The organism is Stenotrophomonas sp. ZAC14A_NAIMI4_1, from assembly GCF_003086915.1.
GTDB lineage: Bacteria > Pseudomonadota > Gammaproteobacteria > Xanthomonadales > Xanthomonadaceae > Stenotrophomonas.
Genome location: NZ_CP026002.1, coordinates 1,909,839 through 1,928,703, shown reverse-complemented (window position 1 = coordinate 1,928,703; position 18,865 = coordinate 1,909,839). Strand labels below are relative to the sequence as shown.

Sequence of the window (18,865 nt, the reverse complement as noted above, 5' to 3'; positions counted from 1 at the left end):
TTCTTTTGATCTTCCGTGGCTGGCGCGCACGGAAACTGTCAGGGGCCGGGGCGGTGGGGTCAGGCGGGGTGTCCGCGGCATGGATGCCGCGGCCAAGCCCCCATGGATGGGTTCACGGCGTCCCCGCCTGACCCCACCGCCCCGGCCAAGCACGGCTTCTGCTTTGATAGCACCCGCCACGAGGGGCTCCGCCGTTGGCCGTATCCCGCCGATAGGCGCGATAATGCCCGGATGGAAACCGTCCGCATCGCCACCCGCAAGAGCCCGCTCGCCCTCTGGCAGAGCGAACACGTCGCCGACCGCCTGCGCCAGGCCTACCCCGGCCTGCACGTGGAACTGGTGCCGATGAGCACCCGCGGCGATGAAGTGCTCGACCGCTCGCTGGCCGCCATCGGCGGCAAGGGCCTGTTCCTGAAGGAACTGGAGCTGGCCATGCTGCGCGGCGATGCCGACTGCGCGGTGCATTCGCTGAAGGATGTGCCGATGGAACTGGATGCGCCGTTCGCGCTGCCGGCCATGCTGACCCGCCACGACCCGGCCGATGGCTTCATCTCCAACCTGTATGCCTCGCTGGATGCGCTGCCCATCGGCGCGCGCGTGGGTACGTCCTCGCTGCGCCGGCAGGCGCAGCTGCGCGCGCTGCGCCCGGACCTGCAGCTGCTGGACCTGCGCGGCAACGTCAACACACGCCTGGCCAAGCTCGACAACGGTGGCTACGACGCCATCGTGCTGGCCGTGGCCGGGCTTGAACGGCTGGGCCTGGGCGATCGCATCGTGGCCCGCCTGCAGCCGCCGCAGTGGCTGCCGGCGCCGGCGCAGGGCGCGGTAGCGGTGGAGTGTGATGGTGGCAACGCGCGGCTGATGGAATTGTTCGCCCGCCTGGACGACGCTGATACCCGTGCCTGCGTGGAAGCGGAGCGGGCGATGAACCGCGCGCTGCATGGCAGCTGCCATGTGCCGGTGGCGGCCATCGCACAGTGGCAGGGCCAGGATCTGCACCTGCAGGGCATGGTCGGCAGTGCCAGTGATGGCCGCGCGGTGCGCGCCGAAGCTGTGGGCCCGGCCAGCGATCCGGAAACGCTGGGCCAGCAGGTGGCCAGGATGCTGCTGGACGGCGGTGCGGGCGAGCTGCTGAACGTCTGAACCGCGCGCCCGTAGAGTCGAGCTTGCTCGACTGGGCCGTTCGTAGAGTCGAGCCATGCTCGACTGGGCCTTCCGTAGAGTCGAGCCATGCTCGACTGGCTGGCCAACAGCAGTCGAGCATGGCTCGACTCTACAAAAGAAGACGGGCGCCCTGGGCGCCCGTTTCTCATTTGAACTTGTAGACCACGTTCATCGTGGTCAGCGTATCGGTCCGGCGCTTGTCGTCGGCCACGTCGCTGTTGTAACGGGCCTGCCAGCCGGCCTTCAGGGCCAGGTGTTCGTTCATGCTCACCGACACGCCGAAATCGTTCTGGCCGAAGGTGTTGTACGAGCCCGATTCGACCAGCAGGTTGTTGACCAGGTCGGTGTTGCCGGTGATGGCGAACTTCAGCTCGAACTGGCCCTGGCCGATCAGGCCGGTGCGGGTGCGGTCGTCCTCGGTGCTGTGGGTACGGCTGACACCCGGGCCCAGCAGGGCGTCGAAGGAGAGGCGCTCGGTGTTGATCAGGCGGGTACCGTAGCCCAGGCCGAACGAGCTGCGGCGATCATAGGTGGCGAAGTCATCGCGCTCGGTACGCACCTTGGCGAACAGCTGGCGGTGTTCGCCCAGCTGCAGCGCGCTGCCGGCGGCGCCGGTATAGCGGTTGGCCGTGGTGTTGTCGCGGCGGGAGGTGCTGCCGTCGTCGTTGGTCTCGGTCACCTTGGAGCTGGAGCGCAGGCCGAACAGGTCCATGGTGTGCACCCAGTCGCCATCGGTGTAGCGCAGGCGCAGGGCGCCGTTGAAGCTCTCGGTGCTGCTGTTGCCGCTGGCTGCGGCAAAGCCCAGTTCGCCACCGCTGCCGCTCCACGGCGAAGTCATCGCCGCCAGTTCGGAGGCATCCTGGGCATACGCCAGCGGCGCGCACAGCAGCAGGGGCACAAGCAGGGTCACGCGCAGGGACATCAAGGCTTCTCCGAAGCGGTTAACAACCCGTGATGATACTGGATGCGCCATAGCCGCCAGAACCGGTCGGAAGCAGCGCTTCAGCAGGCGTTATCGCCATCGCCCATTCAGGGGCGCTCGATGCGCAGGGCCGGGTCGTTGAAGCGCGAGTAGCGCAGGCGCAGCTGGTAGGGGCGGCCCTGGTTGCTGCCGCTGCGCACGATCTGCCGCGGCAGCCCCTGGTCGTCCACCCAGTATTCCAGCCGCTCGCCGGCCTCGCCCAGCAGTCGGTAGTGGCGGGTATCCACCCCGTCCAGCGACTGCCGGCCCAGATCCTCGGCCCGCAGCTCGGCCGCGGGGGCATCCTTGGGCAGCGGGCTGCGCCACTGCTCCATCAGGCCCGGCGGGGTGGGTACCTGCTGGATGGCGCTGCCGGCCTGCAGGAACATGGTGTCACCGATGATCGTCTGCTGGCCGGCCGGGGTCTGCACCCGGAAGCGGTCGGGCGCGACGAAGTCCATGGCGCTGCGCACCGGCTGCGCCGCACCCTGCAGGTCCAGTTCGGCGTGGAAGCTGCGCAGGCCGGCCAAGCGCTCGCTGGCGGCCAGCACCGCGTGCGCCGGCTCGGCGGCGGGTACCGGGGCGCCGGCGGCCGCCGGTGCGGGGGCGCGATCACAGGCGGCCAGCAGCAGGCAGGCCAGCAGGGGCAGGGCAGGCAGGCGGCGCATCGGGCGCTCCATGGGGCGGGGGGCGCCCACGATAGCCCAAAGCCCCCACACAACGCCCGCGACTCGGACATAATCAGGGGCATGGACCGATACGAACGCATCACCGCCCTGCATCGTCTGCTCAAGTCCGCGCGCTATCCGGTGACGGTGGCGACCCTGCAGGACAAGCTCGGTTGTTCCCGTGCCACCGTCTACCGTGATCTGGCCTTCCTGCGCGACGCGCTGATGGCCCCGATCGAGGGCGACGGCGAGGCCGGCTTCCGCTACATGGCTGACGAGAGCGATCGCTTCGAGCTGCCCGGGCTGTGGCTCAGCTCGGAGGAGCTGCACGCCCTGCTGGCCTCGCAGCACCTGCTGGCGCGTACCGGCGGCGGCGTGCTGTCGTCGGTGCTGGCCCCGCTGCAGCAGCGCATCGAAAGCCTGCTGGCGGCCCAGGCCGGCGTCTCCAACTGGCCGGTGGACCGGGTGCGGGTGATCCCGCACCGCGGCCGCAAGTTCGATGAAGGCAGCTTCCGCACCGTCGCTTCGGCCGTGCTGGAGCGCAAGCAGCTGGCGTTCGAGTACCGCGCCCGCTCCACCGACGAGTCGACCCGGCGCACCGTCTCGCCGCAGCGCCTGACCCACTACCGCGACAACTGGTACCTGGATGCCTGGGACCACGACCGCGAAGCCCTGCGCAGCTTTGCCGTGGACCGCGTGCACAAGGCGCGGGTGGTCGACAGCGGTGCCCGCGACGTGGCCGAATCCGAGCTGGATGAACAGCTGGGCGCCAGCTACGGCATCTTCTCCGGCCAGCCCAAGGGCTGGGCGACCATCCTGTTCAGCGCCAAGGCCGCGCGCTGGGTGGCCGATGAGCACTGGCATTCCAAGCAGCAGGGCCGTTTCCTGCCCGATGGCCGCTACGAGCTGAAGGTGCCCTACAGCGTCTCGCGCGAGCTGCTGATGGACGTGCTGCATTACGGTTCCGATGCCGAGATCGTCGAGCCGGTGATGCTGCGCGAGCAGGCCAAGGCGCTGCTGGACCTGGCCCTGACCAACTACGAAAACTCCTGATCCTCCCCCCGAGAGACCCGTTGCCCCCATGAAGAAGACCCTGTTGCTGCCCCTGTTCGCCGCTGCGCTGGCCCTGACCGCCTGCGGCAAGTCCGGCGAGCCTTCGCAGAAGCTGGTGGTGGCCGCCACCGCCGTGCCGCACGCGGAGATCCTGGAAGTGGTCAAGCCGATCCTCAAGGAGGAAGGCGTGGACCTGGACGTGCGCGTGTTCAACGACTACGTGCAGCCCAACGACCAGCTGGTGCAGAAGCAGGTGGACGCCAACTACTTCCAGACCGAGCCGTACCTGGATGCCTACAACCGCGACCGCAAGACCGACCTGACCAAGGTGATCGGCGTGCACATCGAGCCCTTCGGTGCGTACTCGCGCAAGGTGAAGTCGCTGGCCGACCTGCGCGAAGGCGCCGACGTGGTCATCCCCAACGACCCGAGCAACAACAGCCGCGCGCTGATCCTGCTGCACAAGGCCGGCGTGATCGAGCTGAAGGACCCGAGCAACGCCCTGTCGACCCAGCGCGACATCATCGCCAACCCGAAGAAGCTGAAGTTCCGCGAGCTGGATTCGGCGATGCTGCCGCGCGTGCTCGACCAGGTCGACCTGGCCCTGATCAACACCAACTACGCGCTGGATGCGGGCCTGAACCCGACCCAGGACGCGCTGGCGATCGAGAGCAAGGACTCGCCGTACGTGAACTTCCTGGTCGCGCGCCCGGACAACAAGGACGACGCCCGCGTGCAGAAGCTGGCCAAGGCGCTGACCAGCCCGCAGGTGAAGGCCTTCATCGAAACCAAGTACAAGGGCGCGGTGCTGCCGGCGTTCTGATATTGAGGTAGCGCCGGGCCATGCCCGGCGGAATGGGTGTTCGCCGGGCATGGCCCGGCGCTACCGCCTTCAATCGACGTGGAAGGCGAGGGTGGCGGCCACGGCCTGCTGCCACCCGGCATACAGCCTCTCGCGTCGCGCCGTGTCCATCTTCGGCTCGAAGCGCTGGTCCAGGCCCCACTGCGCGGCAATCTGCTCGCGGCTTTCCCAGAACCCCACCGCCAGGCCGGCCAGATAGGCCGCCCCCAGCGCGGTGGTTTCGGTCAGCCGTGGCCGCAGCAGCGGTACGCCGAGGATGTCGGCCTGGAACCCGGCCAGGAAATCGTTGCCGATCGCACCGCCGTCGGCGCGCAGTTCGCTCAGGGCAATGCCCGCATCGGACTGCATCGCATCGAGCACGTCACGCGTCTGGTAGGCCATCGCCTCCAGCGCAGCGCGCACGAAGTGCGCCTTGCTGGTGCCCCGGGTCAGGCCGAACATCGCGCCGCGCACATCGCTGCGCCAGTACGGCGCGCCCAGGCCGACGAAGGCCGGCACGAGATAGACCCCGCCGCTGTCGTCCACCTTCGCTGCCAGTGCCTGGCTGTCGCTGGCGTGGTCGATCATGTGCAGCCCGTCGCGCAGCCACTGCACCACCGATCCAGCGATGAAGATCGACCCTTCCAGCGCATATTCCACGCGCCCGCCGATGCCCCAGGCGATGGTGGTCAGCAGGCCGTTGCGCGAGCGCACCGCCTGCGTGCCGGTGTGCATCAGCATGAAACAGCCGGTGCCGTAGGTGTTCTTGACCATGCCCGGCTGGAAACAGGCCTGGCCGAACAGCGCCGCCTGCTGGTCACCGGCGATGCCGGCGATCGGGATCGGGTGGTCGAAGAAGAACTGGGGCCGCGTATGCGCGTACACCGCGCTGGAATCGCGCACGCTGGGCAGCATCGCGCGCGGGATGTCCAGCAACGCCAGCAGGTCGTCGTCCCATTGCAGGGTGTGGATGTTGAACAGCAGGGTACGCGCGGCGTTGCTGTAGTCGGTCACGTGGGCCTGGCCGCCGCTCAGGTTCCAGACCAGCCAGCTGTCGATGGTGCCGAACAGCAGTTCGCCACGTTCGGCGCGCTGCTGCGCACCGTCCACGTGGTCGAGGATCCAGCGCACCTTGGTGGCCGAGAAATAGGCATCGATCAGCAGGCCGGTGCGCTCGCGGATCAGCGCTTCATGGCCATCGGCGCGCAGCCGTTCGCAGATGGCCTGGCTCTGCCGCGACTGCCAGACGATGGCATTGTGGATCGGCTGGCCGGTGGCGCGGTCCCACACCACGGTGGTCTCGCGCTGGTTGGTGATGCCCAGCGCGGCGATCTGCCGCGGGTCGATCTGCTCGCGGCTGAGCAGTTCGGTCATGGTTGCGTAGACGCTGGTGAGGATCTCGCGCGGATCGTGTTCCACCCAGCCCGGCTGCGGGAACAGCTGGCTGAATTCACGCTGCGCGCTGCCGACGATGTTGCCGCCGCGGTCGAACAGGATCGCGCGCGAACTGGTGGTGCCCTGGTCGATGGCCAGCACGTAGCGGGGCGTCATGGGGCGTCTCCGGTGGTGGTGGGGAAATCGTAATGCATCGGTCGCGCCGCGCGCCGCCGCTCTGGTAGCTGCCAACCTTGGTTGGCGCACGTGGGAGTACCGGGGTCAGAGCCCTTTCCGTGGGAAAGGGATCCGACCCTGCATCCACGCCTGCAGGCGTGCCACCTGCGCTGCATCCAGGCGCAGGCCCAGCTTGCCGCGTCGCCACAGCACGTCCTCGGCAGTCCGTGCCCATTCGTGCTGCTGCAGCCACGCCACTTCGCGCGCGTGCAGGCCACCGCCGAAGTCTTCCCCCAGGTCGGCCAGCGCGCTCGCGCCATCGATCAACGCTGCGCTGCGGCTGCCATAGGCTTCGGCCCAGCGTCGGGCGAGCGGGGCGGGCAGCCAGGGGGCGAGCCGCTGCAGCTGCGCCCACGCCGCACCGGCATCACCCCAGTCACTGCCGGGCAGGGCATCGCCGCGTGCCGTCCATGCCGGGCCCATGCCGGGCAGGTGGGCACGCAGCAGATCCAGGGCTTCTTCGGCCAGCACGCGGTAGGTGGTCAGCTTGCCGCCCAGCACATGCACGGCCGGTGCGCCACCGCCCTGCAACTGCAGTCGATAGTCGCGGCTCAGCTTCGCCGCCTGCGGATCGGTGGCGGCCAGCAGCGGGCGCACGCCGGCAAACTGCCAGACCACATCGGCGGCGCGGATCGGCTCGCGCAGGTAGCGGTTGGCGGCCGCGCACAGGTACTCCACTTCCGAGGGCAGGACGCTGCAGCGTGCCGGGTCGCCGCGGTAGTCGGTATCAGTAGTGCCCACCAGCAGGTGGTCGTGCGCGAACGGCAGCAGGAACACCACGCGTCCATCCGGCTGCTGCAGCAGGCAGGCACTGTGCGTGGGCCAGGGCCGGCGCAGGACGATATGGCTGCCCTGCACCAGGCGCAGCGCGGGTGAGCCGTCGCCCGGCAGCATGCGCTGCAGCACGCCACCGGCCCACGGCCCGGCCGCGTTGGCCACGGCGCGGGCCTGCACGGTGTGGGTCTGGCCGTCGCGGTCTTCCAGCGTCGCCCGCCAGTGCGTGGGTGTCTGCTGCAGATCCGTGCAGCGCGTACCGGTGAGGATGCGTGCGCCCCGGCCGGCGGCATCCAGGGCGTTGAGCACCACCAGCCGCGCATCGTCCACCTGTGCGTCGGCATAGCTGAAGGCCTGCTGCAGGTGCGGAGCCAGCCAGCTGCCGAGTGCATCGCCGGGCAGCTGCAGCGAGCGCGAGGCGGGGAAGGCCGGGCTGCGCCGGCCCAGGTGGTCGTACAACCACAGGCCCGCGCGCAGCATCCAGCGCGGTCGCAGGTGCGGTTCCCACGGCAGCACGAAGCGCAGCGGATGGACCAGGTAAGGCGCCTGCCGGCGCACCGTCTCGCGCTCGCCCAGCGCCTTGCGCACCAGGCCGAACTCGCGTTGTTCCAGGTAGCGCAGGCCGCCGTGGACCAGCTTGCTGCTGGCACTGGAGGTGTGCGCGGCCAGGTCATGCTGTTCGCACAGCAGCACGCGCAGGCCGCGGCCACTGGCATCGCGGGCGATACCGGTGCCGTTGATGCCACCGCCGATCACCAGCAGGTCGATTTCGTGCATGGTGCCCCCCAAACGTCAGTAGAGTCGAGCTTGCTCGACTGCCGTGAAAAGCAGTCGAGCAAGCTCGACTCTACAAAACAACAACGGGCCCCGCAGGGCCCGTCGTTTCAACACAGTGCAGCAGGCAACCGCTTAGAAGCGTGCACCGATACCGAAGCCCACGGTCCACGGGTCAAGCTTGGCTTCGCCAACCTTCTGGCCGGCAACCTTCAGGTCCGGGCGCGAGTGCATGTAGCGGGCATCGGCGCGGGCGAACCAGGTGGAGTTGATGTTCATGTCCACGCCCACCGTGCCAATGGCACCCTTGGCATCCTTCAGGCGGATGTCATCGCCACCGGCGAAGTTCTCATTGCTGAAGGCCGACTGGAAGTAGCCCACGCCCACGAACGGACGGAACACGTTGTCAGCCTGGCCGAAGTGGTACTGGCCGCTCAGCGCGACCGGCTGCTGTTCGACGCTGCCCAGGCGGGCATTGCCCGGACCCTTGACGCGGTGGTCGAACTTGTCGGCAGCGCCCCACAGCTCAACGGCCCAGTTGTCGTTGACGTAGTAGCTGAAGCTGACGGTCGGCGCCGGGCCGCCGTCGACCTTCTTGATGCCGTCGATCGGGTCATTCTTCGGCTGCAGCAGCGACACGCCGCCAACCACGGCAAAATGCTTGCCCGAGGCGGTGTCGGTGGCGCTGCTGTCCTGCGCGAATGCAGCAGGTGCGAAGGCAGCGGAGGTCAGCAGGGCGAGGCTCAGGATACGGATGGAACGCATGGGGGAATCTCCTGTCATTTCTTTTTTTGGGCCCCCGGTTGCGGGGCGATGTCACCGTAGTCGCCCCAACATGAATCGAATCCGACGCGCGTTAAAATTTGGTTCTACCTGTTCAGCGGGCAGCGCGAAACTGCTGTTTTAAAGGGGTTTTAGACAGATGCGATCATTCATGCAGTTGGAGGAAACGTGAGCAGCGATGCGTTGTGCATCGGCCTGCCTGCGCGCGTGGAGGTCGATTGCCGCGTGCTCGTGCTCGGCTCGATGCCCGGTGTCGCGTCGCTGCAGGAACAGCAGTACTACGCGCATCCGCGCAACCGCTTCTGGCCGTTGCTGGGTGATCTGTGCGGGTTCGATCCGGCGCTTGCCTACGAGGCGCGGCTGCGCGCGCTGGCCAGCGCCGGTGTCGGCCTGTGGGATGTGATCGGCCAGTGCCAGCGGCGCGGCAGCCTGGATGCGGACATCGTGCGCGGATCGGAAGTGCCCAATGCGCTGCCCGCACTGATCGCCGGCCTGCCGCGTCTGCGCCTGGTCGCCTGCAATGGCGGCGCGGCCTGGCAGGCACTGCAGCGCTGGGTTGTGCCGGATCTGGCGGCAAGGCCGGCGCTGCTCGCGCTGCCGTCCACCAGCCCGGCCAATGCCGCGTGGTCCCTGCCGCGCCTGCGCCAGGCCTGGCAACCGCTGGCTGACGCGCTGGCGACATGAAGCGGACATCGTCGGGACAATACGCTACCGACTGGAAGTGCCCGCAGGCCTTTGGCAACAGCGTGTCCCGGCGGCGTGCGTACTGAAAACACCTGTAACGGTTGGCGCTGGCCCCCTCTGGCCGCACAATAGACGTTTCCCTACACCAGATTGCCGGAGTTATCCCCATGGCCGAAATCAAGGAAGCACTTGTCCCCGATATCGGTGACTACAGCGATATCCCGGTAATCGAGGTGCTTGTCGCCGTCGGCGACACGGTCAAGAAGGACCAGGGCCTGGTGACGCTGGAAAGCGACAAGGCCACGATGGAAGTGCCGTCCTCGGTCGCCGGTGTGGTCAAGGAAATCAAGGTCAAGGTCGGCGACAACCTCTCCGAGGGCAAGGTCGTGGCCCTGATCGAAGTGGCTGAAGGCGAGGCTGCCAAGCCCGCCGCTGCTGCCCCGGCCCCGGCCAAGGCCGCTGCCCCGGCTGCCGCCACCCAGAGCGCCCCGGCCCCGGCCGCTGCTGCGCCGGCCGCCCCGGCTGCCAGCGGCGGCGCCGTTGAAGCGCTGGTGCCGGACATCGGCGATTACACCGACATCCCGGTCATCGAAGTGCTGGTCGCCGTCGGCGATACGGTCAAGAAGGACCAGGGCCTGGTCACGCTGGAAAGCGACAAGGCCACCATGGAAGTGCCGTCCTCGGTCGCTGGCGTGGTCAAGGAACTGAAGGTCAAGGTCGGCGACAACCTGTCGCAGGGTGCCGTGGTCGCCATCATCGAGGCCGAGGGCGCTGCCGCGCCGGCCCCGAGCAAGGCCGCCGCTGCCGCTGCCCCGGCCGCCGCCGAAACCGCCACCAAGGTCGAGCCGGTCGCCGTTCCGGCCCAGCCGGACAAGCTGGCCGCCCGCGAGATCGCCTCGGCCGGCACCCCGGCAAGCCCGCCGGTGCAGTTCAACGCCGATGGCGTGCTGCCGGCCAAGGTGCCGTATGCCACCCCGGCCGTGCGCGTGTTCGCCCGCGAACTGGGCGTGGACCTGCTGCAGATCAGCGGCACCGAGAAGGGCGGCCGCATCACCAAGGGTGACGTGCAGAAGTTCGTCAAGGCCGCGCTGAGCGGTGGCGTGCCGGCTGCTGCCGGTGCTGCCGTCGCCGCCGGTGGTGGCCTGAACCTGCTGCCGTGGCCGAAGGTCGACTTCAGCAAGTTCGGCGAGACCGAAGTGCAGCCGCTGTCGCGCATCAAGAAGATTTCCGGTGCGAACCTGGCCCGCAACTGGGCGATGATCCCGCACGTCACCCAGTTCGAACAGGCCGACATCACCGACCTGGAAGGCCTGCGCGTGGCGCTAAACAAGGAAAACGAGAAGGCCGGCATCAAGCTGACCATGCTCGCCTTCCTGATCAAGGCCAGCGCCGCGGCGCTGAAGAAGTTCCCGGAGTTCAACGCCTCGCTCGATGCCAGCGGTGAAAACCTGACCCTGAAAAAGTACTTCCACATCGGCTTCGCCGCCGATACGCCGAACGGCCTGGTCGTGCCGGTCATCCGCGACGTGGACAAGAAGGGCGTGGTGCAGATCGCGCAGGAAACCACCGAACTGGCCAAGAAGGCACGTGACGGCAAGCTGGGCCCGGCCGACATGAGCGGCGGCTGCTTCTCGATCAGCTCGCTGGGCGGCATCGGCGGCACCGCGTTCACCCCGATCGTCAACGCACCGGAAGTGGCCATCCTCGGCGTCTCCAAGTCCGCCATCCAGCCGGTCTGGAACGGCAAGGAATTCGCACCGAAGCTGATGCTGCCGCTGTCGCTGAGCTACGACCACCGCGTCATCGATGGCGCCCTGGCCGCACGCTTCACCACGTACCTGTCGCAGGTACTGGCCGACATGCGCCGCGTGCTGCTGTAAGGCACCGCTTCGCCCCCACCGTGCGGCCGCTGCCCCCTGGCGCGGCCGCGTGAACAGATGCAGTGACAGCCCGCCGGCGCAGCCGGCCGGGCACGAGGAAAACCACCATGGCCACGATTGAAGTCAAGGTTCCCGACATCGGCGATTACAGCGATGTGCCGGTGATCGAAGTGTTGGTCGCCGTCGGCGATACGGTGAAGAAGGATCAGGGTCTGGTGACCCTGGAATCGGACAAGGCCACCCTGGAAGTGCCGTCCTCGGCCGCCGGCGTGGTCAAGGAAATCAAGGTCAAGCTGGGCGACACCCTGTCCGAAGGTGCCGTGGTCGTGGTGCTGGACGCTGAAGGCGCCGCCGAAGCCCCGGCCAAGGCCGCCGCACCGGCCCCGGCCGCCGCCGCCCCGGCCAGCAAGCCGCCGGTGACCCCGTCGCACCGCGCCCCGGCCGAACCGGCTGCGCCGAAGCCGGCGCTGTCCAGTGGCAAGCCGGCCGACATCGAATGCGAAATGGTCGTGCTGGGCTCGGGCCCGGGCGGCTACACCGCCGCTTTCCGCGCCGCCGACGTCGGCCTGGACACCGTGCTGGTCGAACGCTACGCCAGCCTTGGCGGCGTCTGCCTCAACGTGGGCTGCATCCCGTCCAAGGCCCTGCTGCACGCCGCAGCGGTCATCGACGAAGTGGCCCATGCCGGTGATTTCGGCGTCGAGTTCGGCAAGCCGACCATCACCCTGGACAAGCTGCGCCAGTACAAGGAAAAGGTCGTCAACCAGCTGACCAAGGGCCTGGCCGGCATGGCCAAGCAGCGCAAGGTCCGTAGCGTGCAGGGCGTCGGCAGGTTCATCTCGGCCAACGAACTGGAAATCACCGCGGCTGACGGCAGTACCCAGCTGCTGCGCTTCCAGAAGTGCATCATCGCCGCCGGCTCGCAGGCGGTGAAGCTGCCCAACTTCCCGTGGGACGACAAGCGCGTGATGGATTCCACCGACGCGCTGGAGCTGGCCGAAGTGCCGGGCTCGCTGCTGGTCGTCGGCGGCGGCATCATCGGCCTGGAAATGGCCACCGTGTATGCCGCGCTGGGCAGCAAGGTCACCGTGGTCGAGTTCATGGACCAGCTGATGCCGGGCGCCGACAAGGACCTGGTCAAGCCGCTGGCCGACCGCCTGAAGAAGCAGGGCATCGAAGTGCACCTGAAGACCAAGGCCTCGGGCGTCACCGCCGATGCCAAGGGCATCACCGTCACCTTCGAAGCCGCCGAGGAAGGCCAGTCGCCGGCCCTGGCGCAGGGCACCTTTGACCGCGTGCTGGTGGCCGTGGGCCGCTCGCCGAACGGCAAGAAGATCGATGCCGAGAAGGCGGGCGTGCAGGTCACCGAGCGCGGCTTCATCCCGGTCGATCGCCAGATGCGTACCAACGTGCCGCACATCTTTGCCATCGGCGACATCGTCGGCAACCCGATGCTGGCCCACAAGGCCACGCACGAAGGCAAGCTGGCCGCCGAAGTGGCCGCCGGCCACAAGAAGGAATGGGTCGCCCGCGTGATTCCGTCGGTGGCCTACACCAACCCGGAAATCGCCTGGGTCGGCGTCACCGAGACCGAAGCCAAGGCCAAGGGCCTGAAGGTCGGCGTGGCCAAGTTCCCGTGGGCCGCCAGCGGCCGCGCGATCGGCATCGGCCGTACCGAGGGCTTCACCAAGCTGATCTTCGACGAAGAGACCCACCGCATCATCGGTGGTGCCATCGTCGGCGTGCATGCCGGTGACCTGCTGGCCGAGATCGGCCTGGCCATCGAGATGGGGGCCGAAGCCGAAGACATCGGCCACACCATCCATGCCCACCCGACGCTGAGCGAATCGGTGGCGATGGCGTCGGAAATCTACGACGGCACGATCACCGATCTGTACATGCCGAAGAAGAAATAACGCGCCTGCGTGTTGCACACGGAAAACCCGGCGAAAGCCGGGTTTTTTGTTGCCCGCACGGGGCGAGTGCATAAAAAAACGCGGCGCCGGTTGCCCGGGCGCCGCGATGGAGAGAGCTCTGTAACCCTCGATCAGAAGGTCAGGCTGATGCCGGCAATCGGACCCTTGAACTCCTGCTTCAGGCCGACCACGCCGTCGCTGCCCTTCTGGTCAACATCCAGCTTGAACCAGTCGTAGCCGGCGAACACGCCGAAGGTCTCGGTGAAGCGGTATTCGACGATGGCGTTGGCACGGCTCAGGTCGCCGTCGTAGTCATCGAAGCTGCCCCACTTGGTATTCAGGTACTGGCCCTGGATGTTGATCAGCCAGCGGTCGGCCGGGTTGAAGGTCAGGCGGGCGCCGACCACCGGTGCCACGCCGCTCTCGCTCTCGTCCAGGAAGCGGCCGTTGTAGACGTTGCCCAGGTCGGCAAAGCCCTTGGCGCTGACCTTGGCCCATTCGGCACCCAGCTGCAGGCCGAGGTCGAACTTTTCGGTGTCCACCACCGAGTAGTCATACACCAGGCTGGCGACCTGGTACTTCAGCTCGGCCTTGACGAAGCTGCCTTCCGGCACGTTGATCTGGCCGAAGGCGATGCCGTCATCCAGCGTCTCGCGGCGGTCCTTGTCCCACTTGAAGTAGTCAAAGATCAGGCGCTGGCGGTCGCTGACGCGGAACACGCCGTCAATGCGCGGCTCCCATTCCTTGCCGCCCATCTTGAAATCTTCGCTGACATTGACGTCCTGGCCGGCGACAGTGGTGTTGCCGCGGATGGTGTTGTCGTTCTCGATGTTCATCGCACCCACGCGCAGCGTGAAGCGCGGGTCGCCTTCCGCAGCATGGGCAGCATTGGCAAACGACGCGCCGGCGGCGAGCAGCGAGAGGGCGAGCAGGGTGGGTACGGGGCGCATCGCAGAGTCCTTGCAGTGGTTAATTCGGAATGAAGGCCACTGTGCCGGACGTGCTCGTCCACCCTACGTGAACGTATGGTCCACGTCGCGTGGACGGTTCAGCGCCGTCATGACGCTGCAAAGAAGATGGCCCCGGAGCGGACTACGGGGCCATCCTGGGACCTGCGGGGCGAAGCGTCGACGAGGTTGCTGCAGGCAGGTCGAAAGGTGGGACAGGGCGCGCGCGGGAAAGTTCCGCAGCCTGCGACCAAAGTTGAATGCGCTGCACTGCAACATGGTGCGGACGCTATTGTCCCCCCTGTGGTCCGTAAAAATCCTGCCGATTCGGCAACTTGCGGCTGCGGGGATGAACAGGCAGCGGTTGTCTCACAAATTGTCCCATTGCTATAATTTGGCGGCTCGATGAGGCACGCACGCTGTAACGGCCTCCGCCCTTCACAAGAACCATGTGGGACATCCTGTGCTGAACTCCGTTGAAGCGGGTCGGCGACTGATGCTGCGCGCCGCGGTCTATCCGCTGGTCGCAGTGGCTGTCCTGGCCCTGGTATTCCTGCTGCTGGCGGGGCAGAAGGCCGCACTGGGTGCGCTGCTGTCCGGCGTGGCGGTCTCGGCCGGGGGTTGGGTGGCGGCGCGGATGGCACTGAGCGGGGGTGCGGTCGCGGCAGGTTCGGCGATGGCTCGCCTGATCATTGCGGTGGTTGCGAAGTGGGCAGTCGTTTTCGGCGTCCTGCTGGCGGGTTTCCTGGTCTTCAAGCTGCCTGCATTGGCGCTGTTGGCCGGTATCGCCGTCGGTTTGATGTTCCAGGTCCTGGCTCTGGCCAGGCGTTGACAGAATTCAATTAACTAAGGTTCCGGACACATGGCGGGCGAGGCTCTAACCCCTACCAGCTACATCCAGCATCACCTGCAGAACCTGACCGCACCGGTCGGCAACGGCGAAGGGATGTTCTGGCACATCCACGTCGATACCATCCTCACTTCGGTCCTGATGGGCCTGGTGATCGTGGTCGCGTTCTGGATGGGTACCCGCAAGGCCACCGCCGGCGTGCCGGGCAAGTGGCAGGCGTTCGTGGAAATCTGCCTGGAGTTCGTTGACCGCCAGGCCAAGGACACCTACCACGGCAAGAGCAAGCTGGTCACGCCGATCGCCATCACCATCTTCTTCTGGATTCTGCTGATGAATCTGCTGAAGATGATCCCGGCCGATTTCATCGCCAAGCCGCTGGAAATGGCCGGCGTGCACTACTGGAAGCCGGTGCCGACCGCTGACGTCAACGCCACCCTGGGCATGGCCTTCAGCGTGTTCTTCCTGATGCTGTTCTTCGCGCTGAAGTCGAAGGGCCTGCTGGGCTTCATCAAGGAATTCCTGACGGCGCCGTTCGGCAAGTGGATGATGCCGTTCAACCTGATCCTCAACATCGTCGAGTGGCTGAGCAAGCCTATCTCGCTGGCGATGCGACTGTTCGGCAACATGTTCGGCGGCGAAATCGTGTTCCTGCTGATCTGGGTGCTGGGTGGTGCCGGTTTCTTCGGTGCCATTGCCGGTGGTGCATTCGGTCTGGGCTGGATGCTGTTCCACCTGCTGGTGATCCCGCTGCAGGCCTTCATCTTCATGATGCTGTCGATCGTGTACCTGAGCCTGTCGGAAGACGCTCACTGAGTTTCAAGCTTCAACCAGTTTCACCTTCATCCGTTTCATCACCCTTAGCAACTTAGTTCCTGGAGATAACCATGTACTTCGCCGTCCTGACCAACTTCGCGCAGATTCAGAGCTCCACCGCCCTTGCCGTCGGCATCATGATCGGCCTGGCCGCGCTGGGCGCTGGCCTGGGTCTGGCCATCATGGCTGGTAAGTTCCTGGAGTCGGCCGCCCGCCAGCCGGAACTGATCCCGGTCCTGCAGGTCCGCATGTTCATCACCGCCGGCCTGATCGACGCCGCGTTCATCATCTCGGTCGCCGTCGGCCTGCTGCTGGCCTTCGCCAACCCGCTGTCGGCTGCCTTTGCTGGCGCCGTCACCAAGGCTCTGGCCGGCTGATACAGCGGTTTGAGACGACCGGGTGCTGATGCACCCGGTTTCGGATGAAGGCCGGATGCGCTGCTTCGGCGGCGCATCCACCCCGAAACCAGCGATCGAGCTAACCATGAATATCAATTTCACCCTTCTTGCGCAGGCGCTCGCCTTCGCTGGTCTGATCTGGATCATCGCGACCAAGATCTGGCCGCCGCTGATGAACGCGATCGAAGAGCGCCAGCAGAAGATCGCTGAAGGCCTCGCTGCTGCCGACCGCAGCCAGAAAGATCTGGCCCAGGCGCAGGACAAGGTCAACGAAGCGCTGAAAGAAGCACGCACCAAGGCCAACGAGATCATCGACCAGGCCCACGCGCGCGCCAACCAGATCGTTGATGCTGCCCGTAACGAAGCAATCACCGAAGCCACCCGTCAGAAGGAACTGGCCCAGGCTGAAATCGACGCCGCCGCCAACCGTGCCCGTGAAGATCTGCGCAAGCAGGTGTCCGCGCTGGCCGTGACCGGTGCCGAAAAGCTGCTCAAGCGCGAAATCGACGCCAACGCCCACAAGGCGCTGCTCGACGAGCTGGCCTCGGAGATCTAAGGATGAGCCAGGCCCTCACGCTTGCCCGCCCGTACGCCCGCGCCGCCTTCGCGACCGCGCGCGACGAAGGCACGTTCGCGCCGTGGTCGGACGCCCTGGCGTTCTCCGCCCACGTCGCCGCCGACCCGCGCGTGGCGGCCCTGCTCGCCAACCCGGAGCTGGGTCGCGACGAAGCCGTCGCACTGCTGGCACCGGAAACCCACGGTGAGACCTACTCGCGTTTCCTCGCCGTGCTGGCCGAATCGCATCGTCTGCCGCTGCTGCCGGAAATCGCTAGCATGTTCGACGCCCTGCGCGCCGAAGCCGAGCACGTGGTCAAGGCCACGGTGACCTCGGCGGCCGAACTGTCGGCCGGTGAGCTGGACGCGATCAAGGTCGCGCTGCGCAAGCGCTTCAACCGCGAGGTCGAAGTGACCACCGCGGTCGATGCCTCGCTGATCGGCGGTGCCGTCATCGACGCCGGCGACGTGGTCATCGATGGTTCGCTGAAGGGCAAGCTGGCCCGTCTGCAGACCGCGCTCGCTAACTGAATTCATTTAACGTCCGGCCCCGCTGCCGGCACTAGGACTTGACGATGGCAACCACGCTCAACCCCTCCGAAATCAGCGAACTGATCAAGAACCGCATCGAGAAGGTCAAGCTGGCCGCGGAATCGCGCAACGAAGGCACCGTGACCAGCGTGTCCGACGGCATCGTGCGCATCTTCGGTCTGGCCGACGTGATGCAGGGCGAAATGATCGAACTGCCGAACAACACCTTCGCCCTGGCCCTGAACCTGGAGCGCGACTCGGTCGGCGCCGTGGTCCTGGGTGACTACGAGCACCTGCGCGAAGGCGACGTCGCCAAGACCACCGGCCGCATCCTGGAAGTGCCGGTCGGTCCGGAACTGCTGGGCCGCGTCGTGAACGCGCTGGGCGAGCCGATCGACGGCAAGGGCCCGCTGGGCACCGACCTGACCGCTCCGGTGGAGCGCGTTGCTCCGGGCGTGATCTGGCGCAAGTCGGTCGACCAGCCGGTGCAGACCGGTTACAAGTCGGTCGACTCGATGATCCCGATCGGCCGTGGCCAGCGCGAGCTGATCATCGGCGACCGCCAGACCGGCAAGACCGCGATGGCCATCGATGCGGTGATCAACCAGAAGGGCACCGGCATCAAGTGCGTGTACGTTGCAATCGGCCAGAAGGCTTCGACCATCGCCAACATCGTGCGCAAGCTGGAAGAAAACGGCGCACTGGCCCACACGGTCGTCGTTGCCGCCACCGCTTCCGAATCGGCTGCCATGCAGTACATCAGCGCCTACTCGGGCTGCACCATGGGTGAGTACTTCATGGACCGCGGCGAAGACGCGCTGATCGTGTACGACGATCTGTCCAAGCAGGCCGTGGCCTACCGCCAGATCTCGCTGCTGCTGAAGCGCCCGCCGGGCCGTGAAGCCTACCCGGGTGACGTGTTCTACCTGCACTCCCGTCTGCTCGAGCGCGCAGCCCGCGTGTCCGAGGAATACGTCGAGAAGTTCACCGAAGGCAAGGTCACCGGCAAGACCGGTTCGCTGACCGCGCTGCCGATCATCGAAACCCAGGCTGGCGACGTGTCCGCCTTCGTTCCGACCAACGTGATCTCGATCACCGACGGCCAGATCTTCCTGGAAACCGACCTGTTCAACGCCGGCATCCGCCCGGCCGTGAACGCCGGTATCTCGGTGTCGCGCGTCGGTGGCTCGGCCCAGACCAAGATCATCAAGAAGCTGTCGGGCGGCATCCGCATCTCGCTGGCCCAGTACCGTGAGCTGGCTGCGTTCGCGCAGTTCGCCTCGGACCTGGACGAAGCGACCCGCAAGCAGCTGGAGCGTGGCCAGCGCGTCACCGAGCTGATGAAGCAGAAGCAGTACGCGCCGATGTCGATCGCCAACCAGGCACTGTCGATCTACGCCGTCAACGAGGGTTACCTCGACGACGTGCCGGTCAACAAGCTGCTGGCCTTCGAAGAAGGCCTGCACGCCCACTTCGCCAACACCCAGGGCGAGCTGATCGGCAAGGTCAACGCCACCGGCGGTTGGGACAACGACATCGAAGGTGCCTTCAAGAAGGGCATCGCCGAGTTCAAGACCACCGGCAGCTGGTAAGACAGACGTGTGGCGGGGCCTGGCCCCGCTACACCGTTGATTGCAGCGGGGCATCGCCCCGCTCTACGGG

General features: G+C 66.8%; 18 protein-coding genes. 12 read left to right on the top strand and 6 right to left on the bottom strand.

Annotation, left to right across the window (positions count from 1 at the left end; all coding sequences use genetic code 11):
- Nucleotides 1–231 precede the first annotated feature (231 nt).
- Nucleotides 232–1,143 (top strand): hydroxymethylbilane synthase, encoded by a 912-nt coding sequence (gene hemC, locus C1926_RS08850; protein ID WP_108758931.1) that lies wholly within the window; start codon nucleotides 232–234, stop codon nucleotides 1,141–1,143.
- Between the two features lie 166 nt (nucleotides 1,144–1,309).
- Here the strand turns inward: hemC and C1926_RS08845 are convergent, their stop codons facing one another.
- A complete protein-coding gene (locus C1926_RS08845; protein WP_108758930.1) occupies nucleotides 1,310–2,086 on the bottom strand; it encodes a DUF481 domain-containing protein in 777 nt (258 codons plus the stop codon).
- A gap of 107 nt (nucleotides 2,087–2,193) precedes the next feature.
- Nucleotides 2,194–2,793, bottom strand: a complete 600-nt coding sequence (locus tag C1926_RS08840; protein ID WP_108758929.1) for a hypothetical protein — start codon at nucleotides 2,791–2,793, stop codon at nucleotides 2,194–2,196.
- Between the two features lie 81 nt (nucleotides 2,794–2,874).
- Between C1926_RS08840 and C1926_RS08835 the strand changes: the two genes are divergently transcribed.
- Nucleotides 2,875–3,846 (top strand): YafY family protein, encoded by a 972-nt coding sequence (locus tag C1926_RS08835; RefSeq protein WP_108758928.1) that lies wholly within the window; start codon nucleotides 2,875–2,877, stop codon nucleotides 3,844–3,846.
- Between the two features lie 28 nt (nucleotides 3,847–3,874).
- Nucleotides 3,875–4,669 (top strand): MetQ/NlpA family ABC transporter substrate-binding protein, encoded by a 795-nt coding sequence (locus C1926_RS08830; protein ID WP_079223577.1) that lies wholly within the window; start codon nucleotides 3,875–3,877, stop codon nucleotides 4,667–4,669.
- A gap of 69 nt (nucleotides 4,670–4,738) precedes the next feature.
- Here C1926_RS08830 and glpK read toward each other — a convergent pair whose 3' ends face one another.
- The 3 genes from glpK to C1926_RS08815 all read right to left on the bottom strand — a co-directional run bounded on the left by glpK (nucleotide 4,739) and on the right by C1926_RS08815 (nucleotide 8,611).
- A complete protein-coding gene (glpK, locus tag C1926_RS08825) occupies nucleotides 4,739–6,238 on the bottom strand; it encodes a glycerol kinase GlpK (RefSeq protein ID WP_108758927.1) in 1,500 nt (499 codons plus the stop codon).
- A gap of 105 nt (nucleotides 6,239–6,343) precedes the next feature.
- Nucleotides 6,344–7,849, bottom strand: coding sequence for a glycerol-3-phosphate dehydrogenase (gene glpD / locus C1926_RS08820; RefSeq protein WP_108758926.1), 1,506 nt, complete (start codon nucleotides 7,847–7,849; stop codon nucleotides 6,344–6,346).
- A 132-nt stretch (nucleotides 7,850–7,981) separates the two neighbouring features.
- Nucleotides 7,982–8,611, bottom strand: a complete 630-nt coding sequence (locus C1926_RS08815) for an OmpW family outer membrane protein (protein ID WP_079223573.1) — start codon at nucleotides 8,609–8,611, stop codon at nucleotides 7,982–7,984.
- A 186-nt stretch (nucleotides 8,612–8,797) separates the two neighbouring features.
- Between C1926_RS08815 and C1926_RS08810 the strand changes: the two genes are divergently transcribed.
- The 3 genes from C1926_RS08810 to lpdA all read left to right on the top strand — a co-directional run bounded on the left by C1926_RS08810 (nucleotide 8,798) and on the right by lpdA (nucleotide 13,109).
- The gene (locus C1926_RS08810) at nucleotides 8,798–9,313 is read left to right on the top strand and encodes a DNA-deoxyinosine glycosylase (protein ID WP_108758925.1); all 516 of its coding nucleotides are present in this window, start codon (nucleotides 8,798–8,800) and stop codon (nucleotides 9,311–9,313) included.
- A 167-nt stretch (nucleotides 9,314–9,480) separates the two neighbouring features.
- On the top strand, nucleotides 9,481–11,193 hold the full coding sequence (gene aceF / locus C1926_RS08805; protein WP_079223569.1) for a dihydrolipoyllysine-residue acetyltransferase: 1,713 nt from the start codon (nucleotides 9,481–9,483) through the stop codon (nucleotides 11,191–11,193).
- Nucleotides 11,194–11,300: 107 nt separating this feature from the next.
- A complete protein-coding gene (lpdA, locus tag C1926_RS08800; protein WP_108758924.1) occupies nucleotides 11,301–13,109 on the top strand; it encodes a dihydrolipoyl dehydrogenase in 1,809 nt (602 codons plus the stop codon).
- A gap of 131 nt (nucleotides 13,110–13,240) precedes the next feature.
- On the opposite strand, the gene C1926_RS08795 is transcribed toward lpdA, so the two are convergent.
- Nucleotides 13,241–14,059: a hypothetical protein gene (locus C1926_RS08795; protein WP_108758923.1), complete on the bottom strand. Its 819-nt coding sequence runs from the start codon at nucleotides 14,057–14,059 to the stop codon at nucleotides 13,241–13,243.
- Between the two features lie 493 nt (nucleotides 14,060–14,552).
- On the opposite strand from C1926_RS08795, the gene C1926_RS08790 reads away from it, so the two are divergent.
- The 6 genes from C1926_RS08790 to atpA all read left to right on the top strand — a co-directional run bounded on the left by C1926_RS08790 (nucleotide 14,553) and on the right by atpA (nucleotide 18,795).
- Nucleotides 14,553–14,888, top strand: a complete 336-nt coding sequence (locus tag C1926_RS08790; protein WP_108758922.1) for a hypothetical protein — start codon at nucleotides 14,553–14,555, stop codon at nucleotides 14,886–14,888.
- Nucleotides 14,889–14,918: 30 nt separating this feature from the next.
- A complete protein-coding gene (gene atpB / locus C1926_RS08785; RefSeq protein ID WP_108758921.1) occupies nucleotides 14,919–15,719 on the top strand; it encodes a F0F1 ATP synthase subunit A in 801 nt (266 codons plus the stop codon).
- A 71-nt stretch (nucleotides 15,720–15,790) separates the two neighbouring features.
- Nucleotides 15,791–16,096 carry a F0F1 ATP synthase subunit C gene (atpE, locus tag C1926_RS08780; protein WP_005411133.1) on the top strand — a complete coding sequence of 102 codons (306 nt, stop codon included), beginning with the start codon at nucleotides 15,791–15,793 and terminating at the stop codon, nucleotides 16,094–16,096.
- A gap of 106 nt (nucleotides 16,097–16,202) precedes the next feature.
- On the top strand, nucleotides 16,203–16,673 hold the full coding sequence (locus tag C1926_RS08775) for a F0F1 ATP synthase subunit B (protein ID WP_108758920.1): 471 nt from the start codon (nucleotides 16,203–16,205) through the stop codon (nucleotides 16,671–16,673).
- Nucleotides 16,674–16,675: 2 nt separating this feature from the next.
- The gene (locus C1926_RS08770) at nucleotides 16,676–17,203 is read left to right on the top strand and encodes a F0F1 ATP synthase subunit delta (RefSeq protein ID WP_108758919.1); all 528 of its coding nucleotides are present in this window, start codon (nucleotides 16,676–16,678) and stop codon (nucleotides 17,201–17,203) included.
- Nucleotides 17,204–17,247: 44 nt separating this feature from the next.
- Entirely contained in the window at nucleotides 17,248–18,795 is a 1,548-nt protein-coding gene (atpA, locus tag C1926_RS08765) for a F0F1 ATP synthase subunit alpha (protein ID WP_079223558.1), read from the top strand.
- Nucleotides 18,796–18,865 lie beyond the last annotated feature (70 nt).